General features: G+C 60.0%; 19 protein-coding genes and 1 riboswitch. Of the genes, 7 read left to right on the plus strand and 12 right to left on the minus strand.

Going from position 1 to position 17317, the window contains the following annotated elements; translation table 11 throughout:
• Positions 1-582 carry a carboxypeptidase-like regulatory domain-containing protein gene (locus PW789_RS02640; protein ID WP_299370930.1) on the minus strand — a complete coding sequence of 194 codons (582 nt, stop codon included), beginning with the start codon at positions 580-582 and terminating at the stop codon, positions 1-3.
• Positions 583-997: 415 nt separating this feature from the next.
• Between PW789_RS02640 and groES the strand changes: the two genes are divergently transcribed.
• The 3 genes from groES (at position 998) to PW789_RS02655 (ending at position 4328) form a co-directional block, all read left to right on the plus strand.
• Positions 998-1291, plus strand: coding sequence for a co-chaperone GroES (gene groES, locus PW789_RS02645; protein ID WP_299370932.1), 294 nt, complete (start codon positions 998-1000; stop codon positions 1289-1291).
• A gap of 125 nt (positions 1292-1416) precedes the next feature.
• Entirely contained in the window at positions 1417-3087 is a 1671-nt protein-coding gene (gene groL, locus PW789_RS02650) for a chaperonin GroEL (protein ID WP_299370934.1), read from the plus strand.
• Positions 3088-3221: 134 nt separating this feature from the next.
• Positions 3222-4328, plus strand: coding sequence for a Gfo/Idh/MocA family oxidoreductase (locus tag PW789_RS02655; protein ID WP_299370936.1), 1107 nt, complete (start codon positions 3222-3224; stop codon positions 4326-4328).
• Positions 4329-4331: 3 nt separating this feature from the next.
• Here the strand turns inward: PW789_RS02655 and PW789_RS02660 are convergent, their stop codons facing one another.
• The 7 genes from PW789_RS02660 to PW789_RS02690 form a co-directional block, all read right to left on the minus strand.
• Positions 4332-5270, minus strand: coding sequence for a hypothetical protein (locus tag PW789_RS02660; RefSeq protein ID WP_299370938.1), 939 nt, complete (start codon positions 5268-5270; stop codon positions 4332-4334).
• A gap of 105 nt (positions 5271-5375) precedes the next feature.
• Positions 5376-7832, minus strand: a complete 2457-nt coding sequence (locus PW789_RS02665) for a TonB-dependent receptor (protein WP_299370940.1) — start codon at positions 7830-7832, stop codon at positions 5376-5378.
• Positions 7833-7868: 36 nt separating this feature from the next.
• A riboswitch (cobalamin riboswitch) is annotated at positions 7869-8093 on the minus strand.
• A 119-nt stretch (positions 8094-8212) separates the two neighbouring features.
• Positions 8213-8383: a hypothetical protein gene (locus tag PW789_RS02670; RefSeq protein ID WP_299370942.1), complete on the minus strand. Its 171-nt coding sequence runs from the start codon at positions 8381-8383 to the stop codon at positions 8213-8215.
• Between the two features lie 22 nt (positions 8384-8405).
• A complete protein-coding gene (locus tag PW789_RS02675; protein ID WP_299370944.1) occupies positions 8406-8570 on the minus strand; it encodes a hypothetical protein in 165 nt (54 codons plus the stop codon).
• Positions 8571-8620: 50 nt separating this feature from the next.
• Positions 8621-9595: a quinone oxidoreductase gene (locus PW789_RS02680; RefSeq protein ID WP_299370946.1), complete on the minus strand. Its 975-nt coding sequence runs from the start codon at positions 9593-9595 to the stop codon at positions 8621-8623.
• Between the two features lie 32 nt (positions 9596-9627).
• Positions 9628-9960, minus strand: a complete 333-nt coding sequence (locus PW789_RS02685; protein ID WP_299370948.1) for a YegP family protein — start codon at positions 9958-9960, stop codon at positions 9628-9630.
• A 118-nt stretch (positions 9961-10078) separates the two neighbouring features.
• Positions 10079-11053: a glycosyltransferase family 2 protein gene (locus PW789_RS02690; protein WP_299370950.1), complete on the minus strand. Its 975-nt coding sequence runs from the start codon at positions 11051-11053 to the stop codon at positions 10079-10081.
• Between the two features lie 214 nt (positions 11054-11267).
• Between PW789_RS02690 and PW789_RS02695 the strand changes: the two genes are divergently transcribed.
• The 3 genes from PW789_RS02695 (at position 11268) to udk (ending at position 13372) form a co-directional block, all read left to right on the plus strand.
• Positions 11268-11777: a hypothetical protein gene (locus tag PW789_RS02695; RefSeq protein ID WP_299370952.1), complete on the plus strand. Its 510-nt coding sequence runs from the start codon at positions 11268-11270 to the stop codon at positions 11775-11777.
• Positions 11778-11846: 69 nt separating this feature from the next.
• A complete protein-coding gene (locus tag PW789_RS02700) occupies positions 11847-12713 on the plus strand; it encodes a purine-nucleoside phosphorylase (RefSeq protein ID WP_299370954.1) in 867 nt (288 codons plus the stop codon).
• Complete coding sequence (udk, locus tag PW789_RS02705) at positions 12710-13372, plus strand: uridine kinase (RefSeq protein WP_299370956.1); 663 nt, start codon at positions 12710-12712, stop codon at positions 13370-13372. The genes PW789_RS02700 and udk overlap by 4 nt, the downstream gene beginning before the upstream one ends.
• Here the strand turns inward: udk and PW789_RS02710 are convergent.
• The 3 genes from PW789_RS02710 to PW789_RS02720 form a co-directional block, all read right to left on the minus strand.
• Positions 13268-14077: a 1-acyl-sn-glycerol-3-phosphate acyltransferase gene (locus PW789_RS02710; RefSeq protein ID WP_299370958.1), complete on the minus strand. Its 810-nt coding sequence runs from the start codon at positions 14075-14077 to the stop codon at positions 13268-13270. The genes udk and PW789_RS02710 overlap by 105 nt on opposite strands.
• Positions 14078-14887 carry a GNAT family N-acyltransferase gene (locus tag PW789_RS02715; protein ID WP_299370960.1) on the minus strand — a complete coding sequence of 270 codons (810 nt, stop codon included), beginning with the start codon at positions 14885-14887 and terminating at the stop codon, positions 14078-14080.
• 93 nt (positions 14888-14980) lie between these two features.
• Entirely contained in the window at positions 14981-15754 is a 774-nt protein-coding gene (locus tag PW789_RS02720; RefSeq protein ID WP_299370962.1) for a 1-acyl-sn-glycerol-3-phosphate acyltransferase, read from the minus strand.
• A gap of 53 nt (positions 15755-15807) precedes the next feature.
• Here PW789_RS02720 and PW789_RS02725 point away from each other — a divergent pair, with 53 nt between their 5' ends.
• The gene (locus PW789_RS02725; protein WP_299370964.1) at positions 15808-16356 is read left to right on the plus strand and encodes a DUF2062 domain-containing protein; all 549 of its coding nucleotides are present in this window, start codon (positions 15808-15810) and stop codon (positions 16354-16356) included.
• A 9-nt stretch (positions 16357-16365) separates the two neighbouring features.
• On the opposite strand, the gene PW789_RS02730 is transcribed toward PW789_RS02725, so the two are convergent.
• Positions 16366-17307 carry a S1/P1 nuclease gene (locus tag PW789_RS02730; RefSeq protein ID WP_299370966.1) on the minus strand — a complete coding sequence of 314 codons (942 nt, stop codon included), beginning with the start codon at positions 17305-17307 and terminating at the stop codon, positions 16366-16368.
• Between the last annotated feature and the right edge of the window lie 10 nt (positions 17308-17317).

Raw genomic sequence — 17317 nt, forward strand, 5'->3', positions numbered from 1 at the left:
TTACTGCTGTGGAGCTGGCGTTGTGCTGCTTCCGGAGGAACTGCTGCCCGAAGAGTTGCTCGATCCGGCATCAGGCTTCGTCGTCGAGCCCGATGCCTTTGGACGAATCGGTTCCTGTACACCAGCCTTGCGGGAAGACGCTTTTCCTGAGTTATCGAGATAGGATGAGACCTGTTCCTGCGGACGAAGCATAGCGACGGCGATGTCGTGCGAAGGATCGTCGATCTGATAGTCCTGCGCAAACGTGGCAAAGCCGGTGGCGATGACCTGCACCCGTACCCTGGACCCGGTCGGAATAATGTCGATGGTCGCCTTGCCGTCCGGATCGGTCTTCACTTCGAGATTGCCGATGTCGTGGCCATCCTTATCGAAGGGATTGAAGACAACCGCCGCGTTCATGATCGGCTTACCGTTCGAGTGCTTGGTCACCATCACCGTGACCTTCGAGGTCTCCGGTGGTGGCTTGTACTTGCGGCCATGCTTGGCAGGGGAGTCCTGCGCAAGCAGGCAGGTCGAAGCAACCAGCGTAGAGATTGAAACCATGGCGAGGCGGGAGAAGAAGGAACGGCGCGACTGCAGCATGACGCATATTTTACGCCTTTCCGGGCAAAAGCTGCATCCGCCTCCTCGTCCCTGGTTCCTGAAACGCTACTGCTGCCTGTACGTATTGCGCAGACGCTAGCCTTTAACTTTCATACACTTAGCACGGCGCAAGAAGCTCGACCGGCGAACCTGCGCGACTTTCACTCACATTTCACGCGGAAGAGTTGACAGTACCAACGACACTCGCCTATCGTTAGCAATCGGAAGGCTTGAGTGCTAAAGTGCCTGACAGACTGACCCGCAGGTGGTCTCACGTACTGTCTGCGTCTCCGGCAATTCCAGACAATCTTACGGCAGCCGCTCCTGCGAAAACAGCCCAGCGGTTTTGTCCGTGTGCAGTAACCCCGGGCGATTCTGCTTGCCCGGAACATCCGTAACTGAGGAGATGGAAACAATGGCGAAGACATTTACACCGCTGCACGATCGCATCCTGGTCCGCCGCATCGAAGAGGGCGAGACCCTTCGTGGCGGCATCATCATCCCCGACTCCGCTAAGGAAAAGCCCCAGCAGGGCGAGGTCGTTTCGGTTGGTAAGGGCAAGTCGAACGACGAGGGCAAGGTATTCCCGCTCGACGTCAAGGCTGGCGATCAGATTCTCTTCGGCAAGTACTCCGGCACCGAGATCAAGCTCGATGGCGAAGAGTTCCTCATCATGCGCGAAGAAGAAGTCCTCGGCATCCTCAAGTAAGCACTGCGTGCGGCAGACGCGCCTTTCGGCGCCATTTCCGGTTGGAATGAAGACTGCGGCACACGGTATTTCCAGGCAACATCAAAAATTTCGATTCGGCTTTTAGTCGAATACAGGAGTAAGCAATGGCAAAGCAGATTCTGCATGGAGAAGATTCGCGTCAAGCGATCCTACGTGGCGTCAACGTCCTCGCTGACGCAGTAAAGGTGACGCTCGGCCCGAAGGGCCGCAACGTCGTTATCGAGAAGAAGTTCGGTTCTCCGACGATCACCAAGGACGGCGTGACCGTTGCCAAGGAGATCGAGATCAACGATCCGATCGCCAACGTTGGCGCACAGCTGGTGAAGGAAGTTGCTTCGAAGACTTCCGACATCGCCGGCGACGGCACGACGACCGCGACAGTTCTGGCACAGGCGATCTTCCGCGAGGGCGTGAAGACGGTTGCAGCCGGTGCGAACCCCACCGCTCTGAAGCGCGGCATCGATAAGGCTGTTGAGGCCATCATCGGCAAGCGTGACGAGCATGGTGCGATCCAGGGTGGCGCTCTGAGCAAGTTCTCGAAGCCCGTCTCTGGCGACATGATCGCCCAGGTCGGCACCATCTCGGCCAACAGCGACGAGCAGATTGGCACCATCATTGCCGCTGCCATGAACAAGGTCGGCAAGGACGGCGTGATCACCGTTGAAGAGTCGCGCACGATGGAGACGCAGCTCGACGTGGTCGAGGGTATGCAGTTCGACCGCGGTTACCTGTCGCCCTACTTCGTCACCGACGCAGAGCGCATGGAAGCTGCTCTCGAGAACCCCTACATCCTGATCTACGAGAAGAAGATCTCGTCGATGAAGGACCTGCTGCCCCTGCTCGAGCAGATCGCACGCACGGCAAAGCCGCTCGTCATCATCGCTGAGGACGTGGACGGCGAGGCTCTGGCGACCCTGGTCGTCAACAAGCTGCGTGGCACGCTGAACGTCGCTGCCGTCAAGGCTCCCGGCTTTGGCGATCGCCGCAAGGCCATGCTGCAGGACATCGCAATCCTGACCGGCGGCAAGGCCATCACCGAAGACCTCGGCATCAAGCTCGAGTCGGTGAAGATCGAGGACCTGGGCACCGCGAAGCGCGTCACCATCGACAAGGACAACACCACCATCGTCGACGGCGGCGGTAAGGGTGCTGAGATCGAGGGCCGCGTGAAGGAGATTCGCGCGCAGGTCGAGAAGACCACCTCGGACTACGATCGTGAGAAGCTGCAGGAGCGCCTTGCCAAGCTGGTTGGCGGCGTTGCCGTCATCAAGGTTGGCGCTGCTACCGAGACCGAGATGAAGGAGAAGAAGGCTCGTGTCGAGGACGCAATGCACGCGACCCGCGCGGCTGTCGAAGAGGGTATCGTCCCCGGCGGCGGCGTTGCGCTGATCCGTACGGTTCCTGCGGTTGAAGCGTTGATCAAGACCCTTGAGGGTGACGAGAAGATCGGTGCTTCGATCATCCGTCGCGCGATTGAGGAGCCGCTGCGTACCATCGTCTCGAACGCTGGCGAAGAGGGCGCGGTCGTCATCGGCAAGATCCTGGAGTCCAAGGATGCGAACTTCGGCTACAACGCCGGAACCGGCACCTACGAGGACCTGGTCAAGGCCGGCGTCATCGACCCGACCAAGGTCACCCGCACTGCCCTGCAGAACGCGGCGTCGATCTCCGGTCTGCTGCTCACCACCGAGGCCATCATCTCCGAGATCCCGGAGAAGAAGGAAGCTCCGGCTGGCGGACACAACCACGGCGGCGGTATGGACGGCATGTACTAGGACGTAGCGTCCAGCGACATGCGGCTTTAGCCGTAATGACAAAAGGCCTCGGAGCGATCCGGGGCCTTTTGCCGTTCTAAAAGAAATGTGTCTATTCTTATCGCGCTACAAAACCGACCTTCGGAGTGATGCGAATGACGATTTCCCGCAGAGAGTTTGCCCGCCTGTCCGCACTCGGCCTTGCAGCCCATACAGTCCCCCTCCCTGCACTGGCACAGACGGGCCAACGCAAGATCGGCTACTGCATCATCGGACTAGGACGCATCGCCGACCACCATATGCGCGGCATCGCTCAGGGATCGACCTCTACCATCACGGGCCTCGTCAGTGGCCATCGCGACAAGGCGGAGAAGCTCGCCGCGCAGTACGGCGTTCCGAAGACTTCCATCTACAGCTATGACCAGCTTGAGCGCATCCGCGACAACAAGGCGATCGATGCTGTCATCGTTTGTCTTCCCAACAGCATGCACGCCGAGTACACCATTCGCTCAGCCAAAGCCGGCAAGCATGTGCTCTGTGAAAAGCCGATGTCCGTCTCCGTCACCGAAGCCGAGGACATGATCGCAGTCTGCAAGGCGGCGAACGTGAAGCTGATGATCGCCTATCGCCTGCATTACGAGCCCATCACGCTGAAGACGATCGCGCTCATCCGCTCCGGTGCTCTCGGCAAAATACAGGCCTTCGACAGCGCCAACGGTTTCAATATCGCTCCCGGGGAGTGGCGTTCGACCCGCGCCCTCGGCGGCGGCGGACCGATGATGGATGTCGGGATCTATTCGCTGAACGCCGCTCGAGCGATAACCGGCGAGGAGCCGGTGGCGTATACCGCGGTGGCAACTACGCCTGACAAGGACGACGGCCGCTTTCAGGGTGTGGAAGAGAACCTGGCGTGGACCATGCGCTTCCCCTCCGGCGCGGTCGCCAGCTGCGTAACCACCTATGGCGCGCAGATGCCCGGCTACTACAAGGTCTTTGGATCAAAGGGATGGCTGGAAGTGGCTCCCTTTCATTACGAGGGGCAGCGGCTGCGGGCCAGCTATCGCAGCAGTCCGGGAACGCCTGTCGTCAACGTCGATGAGACCAATCCGGCGCATGACCCTAGCCACTTCATCGCTCAGGCCGATCACTTCAGCCACTGCATCCTTGAGAACAGGACGCCCGACACGCCCGGGGAAGAAGGACTGCGTGATATGCAGTGCATTCAGTCGATCTACCGGGCGGCAGGCATCAGCATGGCGTAGCGGTTATTCCTGCGCCAGCGCCGTACCCGGGCGCACCATCTTCGACGCGTGGAGCTTCGTCCTGGGCAGCTTGGTCGAGAAGTTGACCTCGACCAGCCTGCTTCCTTCCGCGTTAAACGTCACGATGTAGCTCTCTTCAATCGAAGCGACAAACTGCTTCAGGAACGGTGTCAGCGAGACAGGATTTCCCAGCCCAACGTAATAGGCGCGGCCACCCGTACTTTCGCCGAGCTGCGTCAGATAGTTCTGGCCGCTGAAGCTTGCCGCACCGCCACGAATACCGGAGTCGCCGTAGTAGATGGAATAGACAGGAACACCTGCGCGCTGTGCATCGGAGACCGCGGCATCCACATAAGGGCTGTTCTGATTCAGCGGACTGACGCTGCCGTTATACGGATCGACGCCATTGCTCAGCATCATCACGAAGCGAGCCTTTGGTCCCACCACCGGCGATGCGGCATCGGCGCTCTCCCCGCCGGGCCAATGCTTCACGAAGTCTGAGACGCAGAAGTAAGGGCTCGCACTTAATCCTGGCGATCCGAATGGCAGGCGCAGGTTTGCGGCTGCCGAGGCATGATCCGTGGTGAACGGCTGCGCTGCAACGACGCGGCCATTCTGCATGTATCCGACAAGGATCTCCACGCCTGCGGGTAGCGAGGTGATGAAGTTTCTAAGATCAGGAAGCTGCCTTCCCACCGAGGTGCGCAGGCCATCGTCGATCAGCAAGGCGATCTGCGTTCCATTCGGCTTCACAGCCTCGACGCGCGAGACCGTCGCTGCACGCCGGTTGACCTTCACGGTCAGCGCAGCAGACGTCAGCTGCTGTGGCGTCTTTGCCTCCATCGTCACGATAGATTGCGTAGGAATTGGCCCTTCCTGCTGGGCCTGAACGGTGAGTGCCGAGGCGAGAAATGCTATCGCAAAAAAGCGGGAAACTATCATGGTCGTCCTCTTTCAACTGCCTAAACAATTAGACGCGAAAAACAACGCCACGATGTCATAAAGAAGCCCGCTGCTATGCCGCAACACAGCAGCGGACTTTGGGTTTTAATTCCCTCCGAGACGAACCTTCAGTCCGGCACGGAAAGTGAATGGAAGTCCGGGATAGCCGATCGGCCCAATATGCTGCTGGCTAAGCAGATTGGACAGCTCCACAAAGACGTTTACACGACGCGTCGCCGCGTACGTGCCGTAGGCATCAAGCTTCGCGTATCCGAAAGCAAGATTCCGGTTCGGCAGCAGCAGCGTGTTGCCGCCAGTCAGGTCCGAATACGAAAGGAAGGTGGAATCGTCCGAGCGGCTGGAGAAGGCACCCTTCAACGCTGCGGTCCACTTCGCCGCCTCATACTGTGCAGCGAAGAAGCCTGTCTGCGGCGGACGGCGGAAGGCGCGCTGTCCAACCAGAGGGTAGCTTGATCCGATCGGCACGCCCGGCAGGTTTGGATTCTCGGCTGCGCTGCCGTTGTACGCTGCATCGGTCGAGAACGACTGCTCCACCACCGTCGCCAGGTAGGTGTAGCCGCCACGCACCAGGATGTGATTCGTGGGAGCGTATTGCGCCTCTGCTTCGAAGCCCTGAGCACGGAAGGCCAGCGTGTTGAGGAGCGCACCGTACAGATAGGCTGTGCTGGTATCGATGCCGAAGACACGCAGCAGTGTGCCGGAGTCGACGTAGTCCATCTGGTGGCTGAACTGGTTGTGGAAGTAGCCAGCCTTCAACACCAGCTTCTGCCCGATGATGTTCTGATCGATACCTACATCGAAGGTGCGCGAACGCAGTGCCTGCAGCGGACGCACGTTATACGCAGAGATCAGATCCGTTGCGCCAGCCTGTTGCAGCTGCTTATAGAGCGAAGTGAACTCCGAGGAGAGCGATGGCTCCTGAACGCCGGTCGCAGCGTTGGCGCGGAGCTTGGTGCCACGGAGAAATCCGTTGCCTGGACGCACCGGAACCCAGGCCAGACCGAAGCGCGGCGTACCCGCCGTCCCGTAGAGGTTGTTGCGCTGGATCGCTCCACCCATCGAGTAAAACAGGCGATTCTTGATGTCTCCCTGGAACTGCAGCGTGTACTGGTAGTTTGTGCGCTTGACGATCTCGTTCTCGAAGTAGGACGGATTGTTGTACGAACCGCGCTCGTCCTCGTAACGGAAACCGAACAGAGCGATCATGTGCGGATTGAAGGTGTAGTCGGACTGGAAGTACAGCTCGTCGCGCAGCGACGACTGATCGTTCGCCGCGGGATAGACGCCTGCGTAGTTGATGGCAGCGCGTCCCGTCGCGCTGTAGCCATTGGCTCCGCGAATGTTAACGGTGTTGCCGAAGTACGTTCCGAATCCGAAGACGTCGATCAGTTCGCCGACCGGGTAGAACTGAACCGCCTGTTCCCGCTTGCGGGCGATGCCGTAACGCACCAGGTTGTGCCAGTTGTTGTGACGGTTCTCAAGCGTCGCTCCCGAATACAGGTTCTGATCGGCCTGCTTACCGGCAGCGGAGATGCCAAAGAAGTCGTGCGCGTTGGGTACACCCGTCGCCGAGACGCCGTCGCGGATGGTAAAGCGCAGCTGCGTATTTGCGGTGAAGTTATAGCCCAGGTTCGCCGCGCTGGTTGCGATGTGATAACGGTCCAGCGGCAGAGCATTCGACGAATCGAAGCGCGAGAAAGCACCGTAATAGTCCAGGCGGTTGTACGTTCCGCCACCGGTGACCTCATTGCGCCAGGTGTGAAAGTTTCCAGCGTCGCCGGTGTAGTTCAGTACAGGCTTGGAGGTTGCGCCACGCGGCGTGCGGAAGTTCACGACACCGGCGGCTGCGTCCGATCCATAAAGAACGCTGTTCGGTCCGCGATACATCTCAAAGCCATCAAGAGCCGTTGAGGTGACCGTGTTGTAGTCAAAGCGTCCTCCGATGTCCTCGGATGTGATGCCGTCGATCAGTACCTTGTTCGCGTCGGAGTTGCCGCCGCGGATAAACAGCGACGTCACGCCGCCGTACTGTCCGGACTGTACGGCTGCAACACCAGGCGACTGGCGCAGATCATCTGTGACGTTGACCCGCTCCTGCAGCGCGCTGAACGGAATCAGGTTGATCGCAGAGCTCGTCTGTTCGAGCGGCGTCGCGATGCCTGTTGCCGTCACGGTCATGTCCGTGGTCACGGTATTGGCTTTGAGAACGACGTCGCGGGTGACGACATCCGTGCGTCCGCCGTAGAAATCCTGTCCGATGCCCAGCGAGAAGGTCGCCGCCGAGGTCATGAGGCGAAAGCGGCCGGAGCCAGCGCTGCGAATCTCAAAGGAGCCATCGGTGCCTGCCGTGGCGGTTCCAGCGACAGATTTGTCCTGCATCAGCTGAACGTGAGCACCGGGAACGGCCGCGCCAAGCGGGTCGGTGACCGTGCCGCGAACGATCACGGCATGAGCGGAGGGTACAGCGAGTGAGAGCAGCACCAGGGCAACCGGCGTGCGCAGAAAAACCTTAGCCGCAGTACGGCCAGAACGTGCTTGCATGAACGACAACTCCTCCATTCCCCCTCGGGAATGTGGCTGATGTGCGCGTAACGGAACCGGTCTCCTGACTCTCGCGATCCACGCCATCCAGCGCCGTCTTCCGGCCGGCCAGTCGCCTTCCCAACGTATCCGTCAGTGGCAAAACTCGCCTGGTGGCGTTCATATTGCACTCTCGAATGAATGAATATGCGCGAATTACAGTTGCGGGGCAGTGGCGGAATTTCACCGCGCTTCCCGAACACTCCGTATCGGAACAGACTTAAATGTGGCGCAACCGGCGCAGGGGCACAATCGCAGGACTGGGTGAACCTTAAGTGTGCGGCATCGCCGCAACGGAAGTCAAAGAAAGACTTCTTCGCGCACGGGATACTGCCAAACACCTAGCGCAGGGTGGAGTCAGGAACGTATCGCTTGGTGTCCTCGAGCGCAAACCGGCCAACCAGAAACGGGTGCGAGACCTGCGGGCGGCTGTTGATCGGGTCAGTCGGATAAGGCAAAACCGTCGAAGTGGGAAACGCCCAGACGCGGCCGTTGCGTAGATCGACGACCACCTTTGAATAGACCTGCTGGCTGTTATCCGGGAGCGCGCACCATGTAGGTTCCCGGCTCGAAGAAATAATCCACATCCGGCGTCTGCGCCATCACCGGCACGGGCGCGCGTAACGTCCCCACGGCAATCACGGCCAGTAAGACAGCGATCACGGCAAGCAGCAGATTGGTTACGGAGTTCGACTTCATCACCGCTCCTTGAGACAGCAGACACCTGCACATCCGACACGATGCCCCGCTCAGGGTATCAGCAACAGCTTGCCGGTCGTCCGACGCCCTTCCAGGTCGCGATGCGCCTCTGCGGCGTCAGCCAGTTGATAGACGTGCTCGATCCGCAGCTTCAGTGCACCGCTGGCGACAGCGCCAAGCACGGCTGCCGCCCTGTCTTCTAGCTCCTGACGAGTCGTGGTGTAGTCCTTCAGCGTGGGCCGCGTAACGTAGAGCGATCCCATCGTCGACAGGCGGATCAGGTCGAAAGGGGGCACGGCTCCGCTCGAACCGCCAAACAGCACGGCAATGCCTCGCGGGCGCAGGACCGACAGCGACTTCTCAAACGTTGTCTTTCCCACCGAATCGTAGACGACTGCCAGACCCGGGCCAGAGATGCGCTTCTTGACCACGTCGACGAAGTCTTCACGGGTATAGAGGATGATCTCGTCCGCTCCTGCTTCGCGGGCCAACTCAGCCTTCTCCTCGTTCGATACCGTTGTAAAGACGCGGGCACCGAGCGATTTTGCCATCTGGATCAGAAGCAATCCGACGCCGCCGGCACCTGCATGAATCAAAACATCATCTCCTGGCTGGATCGCGTACGTCGCATGCGACAGATAGTGAGCTGTCATGCCCTGCAGCATGGCAGCAGCGGCCTGCTGCGAGGTCACGCCGTCCGGAATCCGAACCAGACGACCCACTGGAGCAACCGCCATCTGCGCGTAGGTGCCGGGCACGCTGCACCACACAACGCGATCGCCGACGCTGAACCCGCTGGCTTCGGTCTGCTCGCCCAGAGCAACGATAGTTCCTGCAGCCTCCTGGCCCAGGACAAATGGCAACGCTGCCGGGTAGCGTCCTTCACGGAAGTAGACGTCAATAAAATTGACGCCCGAAGCCTCCAGGCGCACCAGGGCCTCGCCAGCGGCTGGGGATGGTGTGGGGATCTCGCGCAGCACCATCACCTCGGGGCCGCCATTCTGTTGAATCTGAATCGCCTGCATGCAGTCTTGGATGCGCTTCGAATCAGTTGGGATCAGCTTATATCGTTGATCGTGGCAATGGGACCATTGTGCTTGACCGAGTCAATCCCCTTCTCCCGCGCTCCCTCGGAAGAGTAGGTTTCACTTCGGCCGATGACCTCGTGGTTCTTCGCCTTCAGCAGGAAGTAGGGCTGCGACGAAGACGCGACCTTACGCTCATACTGAGCATCCTCAGGGGAGTTCGTCTTCACGGATTCGATCCCCTTCAAGGCCGATTCCTTGGCGCCATAGGTCTCGCTGGTCAGAATAATCTCACCATTGGCTGCCTTCAGGTTGAAGAGAAATTGATTATTCGCTGTGCGTTTTAGCTCGTAGTGTGCTGCCATCGTTCGTTCCGCCTTTCGCAAATAGTGGCGACGCAGATGCGCTCCTCCACTTCGCTGAAAACGATACAGCAGAACCTGAGTGTTGCTGAAATTTATAAGATGGCGGGAGCCAAAAGTCCTACTGCAGAAGGCTCTCTTCGGAGCGTAGGCGCAGAATACGATCGACCGCGTAAGGAGCCCGATGCGACGCAGTATGGAAGTGTCGCACCTGCAACTCTCCCAGAAGACCGATGCCCATCATCTGCACGCCAGCAAGAATCAGGACACCGGCAACGACAAACATCGGCCCATGATTGTCCATGACATGCTGTCCAGTCAGAATCTTCAGCGCCAGAAGCCATGCCGACATGCCCAGGCCAGTAAAGACGCCCAGCGCGCCGATGGTGCCGAAGAAGTGCAGTGGCCGCGTCATATATTTCAGCAGGAAGCGGATCGTCAGCAGATCGAAGAAGACCCGAAAGGTTCGCGAGATGCCGTAGTGGCTTTTGCCGAACTCACGCTTCGGATTCGAGATGGGAATCTCGCAGATGCTCGCGCCATACCAGGATGCCAGCGCCGGGATGAACCGGTGCATCTCGCCGTACAGTGGAATATTGTGAATCACTTCGCGGCGATAGGCCTTGAAGGTGGTGCCGAAGTCGTGGATGTTGACTCCGCTCAATGTCGCCATCAACCAGTTGGCTGCGCGTGAGGGGATGCGGCGCATGATGAAATTGTCGCCACGCTGCGAACGCCAGCCGCTGACTACGTCGTAGCCCTCTTCCAGCTTCGCCAGGAAGTTCGGGATCTCGTCGGGCGAGTGCTGCAGGTCGCCATCCATCGCCAGGATGAACTCTCCCTGTGCATGATCGAAGCCGGCCGCCAGCGCCGAGGTCTGGCCGAAGTTACGGCGCAGCTTGACCACCAGTACACGCGAGTCGACGGCGGCGATCTCTTCCAGCAGACGATAGGTACGGTCACGCGATCCGTCATCCACGAAGACGAGCTCAAAGCTCTCCCCAACCTGCTCCATGACGGCCTTCAGGCGGTCGTAAAGAGTGGTTACGTTATCTTCTTCATTGTGAAACGGGACGACGATCGAGTATTTTGGCACGTCTATGATGATACTCCTGTTAGGGCCACCGTAGTGACCAGATGGTAACGCCGAAGTGACGGCCACGCCTTCCTGTCAGCCAAAGGTGAAGAGCAAGGCATGGAACCCCGCAGCCGGCTTTCGACCTCCATCTGCTGGTATCACATTGCCCCAGCTGGGTTTATGATGGGATCGAAGCGTTCGGGCATCTTCGTAGCCGGCGAAGAAAGGGACCATGGCAAAACGCATTCTTCCGATTGCGCTGGTAGTCTTCGTGGCCATCTTCGCCTATGTGGGATACCACTCCTACGACACCAAGCGAAGTGCGGCCAACGGCTCTGCCGCAAAGATCGAATCGACACAGCATGGCGACGAGGACGACTCCGAGCCCATCGTCTACCCCCATCCCGCCGGCGCCTCGGCAGCTGCTTCTGCCCTTCAGCCCTCAGCTACGGCAAGTGCGGCGGAGATGCCCGCAGGTCAGAGCGTGCAGCCGGAGCACGAGCAGCCCCAGGTGACGCAGAGCCAGCAACCCACGGCAGAAAATACCCCGGCAAACGACACCATCCGGCCCAATCCTCCGAACGGAATGACCTTTGCCGGCTCCGGGAGATACCAGCTGTACCGTCAGGGCAATCTCACCTGGCGACTCGACACCGAAACCGGCCACACCTGCGTTCTCTTTGCCACCGATGGAGAGTGGCGCAAGGCGAAGGTGTATCGTGCCGGCTGCGGGAGAAACTAACTCTTCGCAGAATCCTCCTGCTCCGCAAAGACTTTGCGCGATAATGGCGAAGGACATTTCACACTCACGATGAACGATCTTTTCACGCAGGCACAGGCCGCGACGGATTTCATCCGCGCCCGCTTCCCTTCGACGCCAAAACTTGCCCTGATCCTCGGCTCCGGCCTTGGCGACTTCGCCTCTCAGGTCGCAGATGCCGTCACGATTCCCTACTCCGAGATTCCTCACTTCCCCCAGTCCACTGTCGCCGGACACTCCGGCAAGCTGGTACTCGGCACGATCGGCGGCATAACAGTCGCCGTCATGCAGGGTCGCGTCCACGCCTATGAGGGTTACACCATGGAGCAGGTGACCTTTCCTATGCGTGTCCTTGGCCTGCTTGGGGCTCAGCGGCTAATCGTCACCAATGCCGCAGGTGGCATCAACACGCTCTACGGTCAGGGAGCCATCGTCGCTATCTCCGACCACATCAACCTCACGGGCAGCAACGCCGCTCTCGGCCCCAACGAGCCTCGCTTCGGCCTGCTTCCGGGCTCTGGCCAGCGATTCTTCGATATGACGACCGCCTACTCCCCTGCCCTGCGTCAACTCGCCGTAAGCGAAGCAGCGCAACAAGGCTGGGAGCTGAGCGAAGGAGTCTACATCGGCGTGCTCGGTCCGAGCTACGAGACCCCTGCCGAGATCCGCGCCTTCCGTACACTTGGAGCCGACCTGGTCGGCATGTCGACGGTGCATGAAGTCATCGTCGCGCGGCACATGGGGATTGAGATCCTTGGCCTCTCCGTGGTCACCAACATGGCCGCAGGCGTTCTCGATCAGCCCATCAATCACGAAGAGGTCATGGAGATCGGCCGCCGCATTGCGGGCCAGTTCACCAGCCTGCTCACGGCGATCATTCCAAAGTTTGGTGAGCCCGCGCAGATGGCGGCTCGATGACAGAGCGCAACGATGCGCTGCCGCAGCAGCTCTCTTTCCATCGTCGGCCGCTGATCATCGGCATCGCAGGTTGTTCCGGCTCCGGCAAAACGACGCTGGCGCGCGAGCTGACCAGTCAGCTTGCCGCTACGTTGCTGCCGCTCGACTTCTACTACATCTGTCTCGGCCATCTGCCACCGGACGAACGTGCGCTGCAGAACTTCGATCATCCGGACTCCCTCGAACACTCCCTGCTGGCTCGTCATATTGAAGATCTTGCCGCGGGCAACGCCATTGAACGCCCCATCTACGACTTCACCACGCATACGCGCGTCAGGGACCGCACCAGTACCATTGAATCTGCACGCGTCCTCATCGTCGAGGGCATCCTTGCCCTGCACTATGCCGAGTTGCGCACGCAGTACGACTTCAGCATCTATGTGAACGCGCCAAACGAGATCTGCCTCAATCGCCGCATCTATCGCGACATGCGCGAGCGCGGCCGCACCGAGGAGAGTGTGCGAGCTCAGTTTGAAGCCACGGCAAAACCCATGGCCGACCTTTACGTCATCCCTTCAGCGCAACACGCATCCGTGACCGTCGAAGGTACCGACGCCCTCGACTGGTCGGTCGAGCAGGTGCTCAAGCGGATGCGCGAGCTCGGTATGCTGCGCGGATAATCCGCGATAAAGCGCTGCCACAGATTCGCGTGCACTCGCAGCAAGTTCAAAACGGTCTCTACGCTCGGCAGCAGCATCGCCAAAACGTATCTCCGCCCGCAAATCGTTTCGTCCCGCCATCTGGATAAGGTGAGGCAGCAGCGTTGCATCGCCCCACCAGCATGCTCGCTCATCGGTGTAACGCAGTGCCGCGGTATACAGTGCCGCGTCTTCCCGCAGAACCGAGTGCATCAGGCCACGACGAAACGGCAGCACGCCAGCCCCGTCCGTCGTCGTGCCTTCGGGAAAGAACAGGACCGGAAGTCCGCTGCGAAATGCCTCTGCCATCGCGCGGTTCACCGCAGGATAAGTGGACGGGCCGCCGCCGCGCACAACATAGACCGTCCCCGCCTGCTTCGTCAGCCACCCGATCAGAGGCCACGTCGCGACCTCCGACTTCGCCACCATGACAAAGGGCCGCGCCGCAGAGAACAGCAGGATATCAAGGTAGCTCAGATGATTGGAGACGACGGCGCCCGACATCGGCATCTCCCCCGTCGTCGTCCAGCGAACGCCGAGCACGCGAACAATGCGTCGACAGCAACGATGCATGCGTGTCGCGCCATCCACGGTGTCTCGTGCCGGTCGCAGTCGAAGGTCCACCGCGAGCCAGGCCATCATCAGGAAGACGCAGACCAATCGCCAGATTGAACGCAGCAGACGCACTCAGCGGGCCTCGAGAAAGCGCGCCGCCACGCGCGGATGCAGTGTATGCAGGTCGAGCAATGTGAGGAAGTCGATCGTCTTGAACTCGCGATCGATGGCAGGCTCACTGCAGATCTTGGCACCGATAGCAAGATAGGCACGCAGCAGCTTAGGCGCGCGCTCCTGCCCGGGAATCTCTTCGGGCCGCTCCAAGTGAAACGCCTCGGTCGCAACCGTCCACAACTCGGGCTCCGCCATGCAGTTCGCCAGCGAAGCAGACACCGCGTGGCCCATCCCGGGGTCCTGCGAGTTCAGCGAGCAACAGCCCATCATGTAGCGAATGTCATTGGCCAGCGCGTACCGCGCGATACCGCGCCACAGCAGGTTCAGCACCTCTGCCGAACGATGGGCACGATGAATACAGGCACGCCCCAGTTCGACGATCTGACTGCGCATGTGCTCGTAGGGAGCGAAGCTGAACTCCTGCTCGCTGTAATAGCCGAAGTTGCGTCCTGCGACATCGCCTGTCTGAAGCCGATAGGTACCGACAATCGCGCCCGTCGACTTCTCCTCCACGATCAGGTGATCGCAGACATCGTCGTAGCGGTCGCGATCCATGCCATCGACGAATGCCGACTCCAGCCCCTCGTTCATCTCCAGATTGAAGACGATGAAGCGCAGTCGGTAGGTCATCTCGCGCTCTGCTTCCGTAAGCGCCAGCCGCGCAACATACGGACCGGCCTCCAGCCGAATGTCCTTCGTCAATAGAGGTTCAGAAGCGAGAAGCGCAGGGGGAACAACCGGAACGGATAACTCCTGAACACGAACCATCGAGACTCCTTGAGACCCAGGGCTAGGTGCTTCGAGGTCAGTCTGCGTCGGTTTCTGTTACAGGATGTTCACGCCAAATGAAGATTCGTTGAATCAGAAATGGTGCACCGGTTCGGTACTCTTTTGTGAAAGTTCGGCGACTGCTACCCACGCCTCGCGCGCCACTCCCTTGCGGTCTACCGCCTCCGAGGCAAAGTCAATCGCACCCTCGGCGAAACGTACCTGCGCCTTGATGCCCGTCAGCCCCAGCAGGCCGAAGATATGGGGCAGCAACTGCACCTCATCGCCCCAGTAGCAGACATCATCGGACACCGTGGCGTCACTATTGTCCCCATCCATGCTGTAGCAGACATGGCCTGCAGTAATCAAAGCTTCGGCAGAGAGCACCTGCGAGAGAAGGCCGCTGTGAAACTTCAGCAGCCCATTACCGTTCGAGGTCGTTCCCTCGGGGAAAAAGACCACCGGCAGACCGGCGTGCAGCGCGGCATCCATGCCGGCACGAGCCTTGGCCGCAGAACCTCCATGACCACGAGCCACAAAGACTGTGCCCGCCATCGTCGTCATCCATCCCAGCACCGGGTAGCTCTGCACCTCGATCTTCGAGACGAAGACGCATGGCTGCAACGCGGCGTACACAACAATATCGAGGTAACTCAGGTGGTTCGAGATCATAGCGCCCCGCGCCGGGAAGTTGCCCTCCACCTCGATCTCGATCCCCAGCCCGGAGATCGCAGCCGCGGCAAAGCGATGCAGCCAGTCCGCCCGCTCTTCGCGGCTCTGCGGCCGCTTAATCAGCAGTTCCGCGCCATAGCGCGCAAAGTAACCCACCAGCTGGACGCTCCGCGCCAGAGACCGCAAAATACTCACCCGATGTCCCCTCCCACCAGCAAACTCCTCGAGGGCAGTCTATCCTGAGTCTTGTGTCGAACGGTCAGACAAGTCCTGCCAATGCAACTGCGACCCATGATCCAGTCCATCACGGCTGGTTCTACCGTCGCACCGTTCTGCCTATTCTCGCTCTGCTGCGGGTGGGTGCCTCGCCCCGCCGGCTGGCGTGGAGCATCGCTATTGGCATCATCATTGGTATCAATCCCCTGCTGGGCAGCACAACCGTGCTCTGCCTTGTGGTGGCCTGGGCCCTCCGGCTGAACGTCGCCGCATCGCAGGTGGCGACCCACTCCGTTTATCCGCTGGAGATTCTGCTCTTCGTACCATTTCTGCATATCGGAACACGGGTCTTTCACACGGCTCCGCTCCCTTTATCCGCCGCCGCGATCATGGGGATGGCGAGGCGCCATCCGCTCGATCTGGTACGTGAGCTATGGCGCTGGGAGTGGCACGCGCTTGTTATCTGGGCTGTGCTGGCTGTGGTTGCCGTGCCCACTATCGCGTTCATCCTGACGCCGCTTCTGCGCAGGCTGCTCGAACGCGTGAAGACACGGCAGTACCCCATCGTTGCTCATCATTAGGAGCGGTCCCTACTTCGGCCCGTGATACTCCTCTACCGGATCGCCACTGCGGACCCAGGCGGTGTAGATCATGTCGCGCAGCTCGATCGCTCCCGCTGCAAGCCGCTGCTCTGTAAAGCTCTTCGCCTCCGGCGTTCCCGTTCCTGTAAAGCCGCCTACCTTTTCCAGCTGGTAGACCGTCTCCACCTGCGCCGATGAGTTATGCAGATAGTCCAGAAAGTCCGTCCACTCGTCGTTCAGGACTTTTGGCTGAGCCTCGGCCACCAGCGGAGCCACGTCGGCCGGCTTCACATTCGCCGTCACATACACGGACTCAAACAACGAGTGAATCTTGTGATCTGTCGTGTAGCCATTGGGATTGGCTCCGGTCCATCCGTTGTACTTCGCCGTCGTGTGGAGCGGCTGCGACCCGTCTGCGACATAATGCCCCAGCCACGCAGCGTAGAACAGAATCGCCTGCTCGACCGGCTTAGTATCTTCGCCTGCCGCCAGCAGGTTGCGATACTCGTGCATGCTGTTACGCAGCCTCTGCCATACCTCTTCGGTGACATAGGGCAACAGGCCGACAACCTCCGGCTGCAGCTTCATCTCCGGGTGCTGCGCCTGGGCTTTTTCGAGCGCGCGGACAAAGTCAAACCGCTTCTTCGGCAGTGGACCGTCGATCAGCGACACGTACTCCATGTCCATAAAGTGCTCCGGCGCCTGCTCGTCGCCCAGCTCCGGCACGGCTTTGTTACGCCAGCGATCCGGCTCCGGCCCCATGTACTCCATCATGTCCAGCGCATTGCCGTTACGCAGGAAGGCAGGAACATCCTTCGGCAGGTTCGCCGCTGCCAGGCGATTGATCATCCTGTGCCCGTCCGCACCCCAGGCAAATGACGGCTGGACAGCAAGCCACGGCACCATGGCTGTCGCCATGACAAAACGAACCACACGAGCAAACTTCGGCATGCAGCAAGTA

Source organism: Edaphobacter sp. (assembly GCF_028283685.1).
Taxonomy (GTDB): Bacteria; Acidobacteriota; Terriglobia; order Terriglobales; family Acidobacteriaceae; genus Edaphobacter.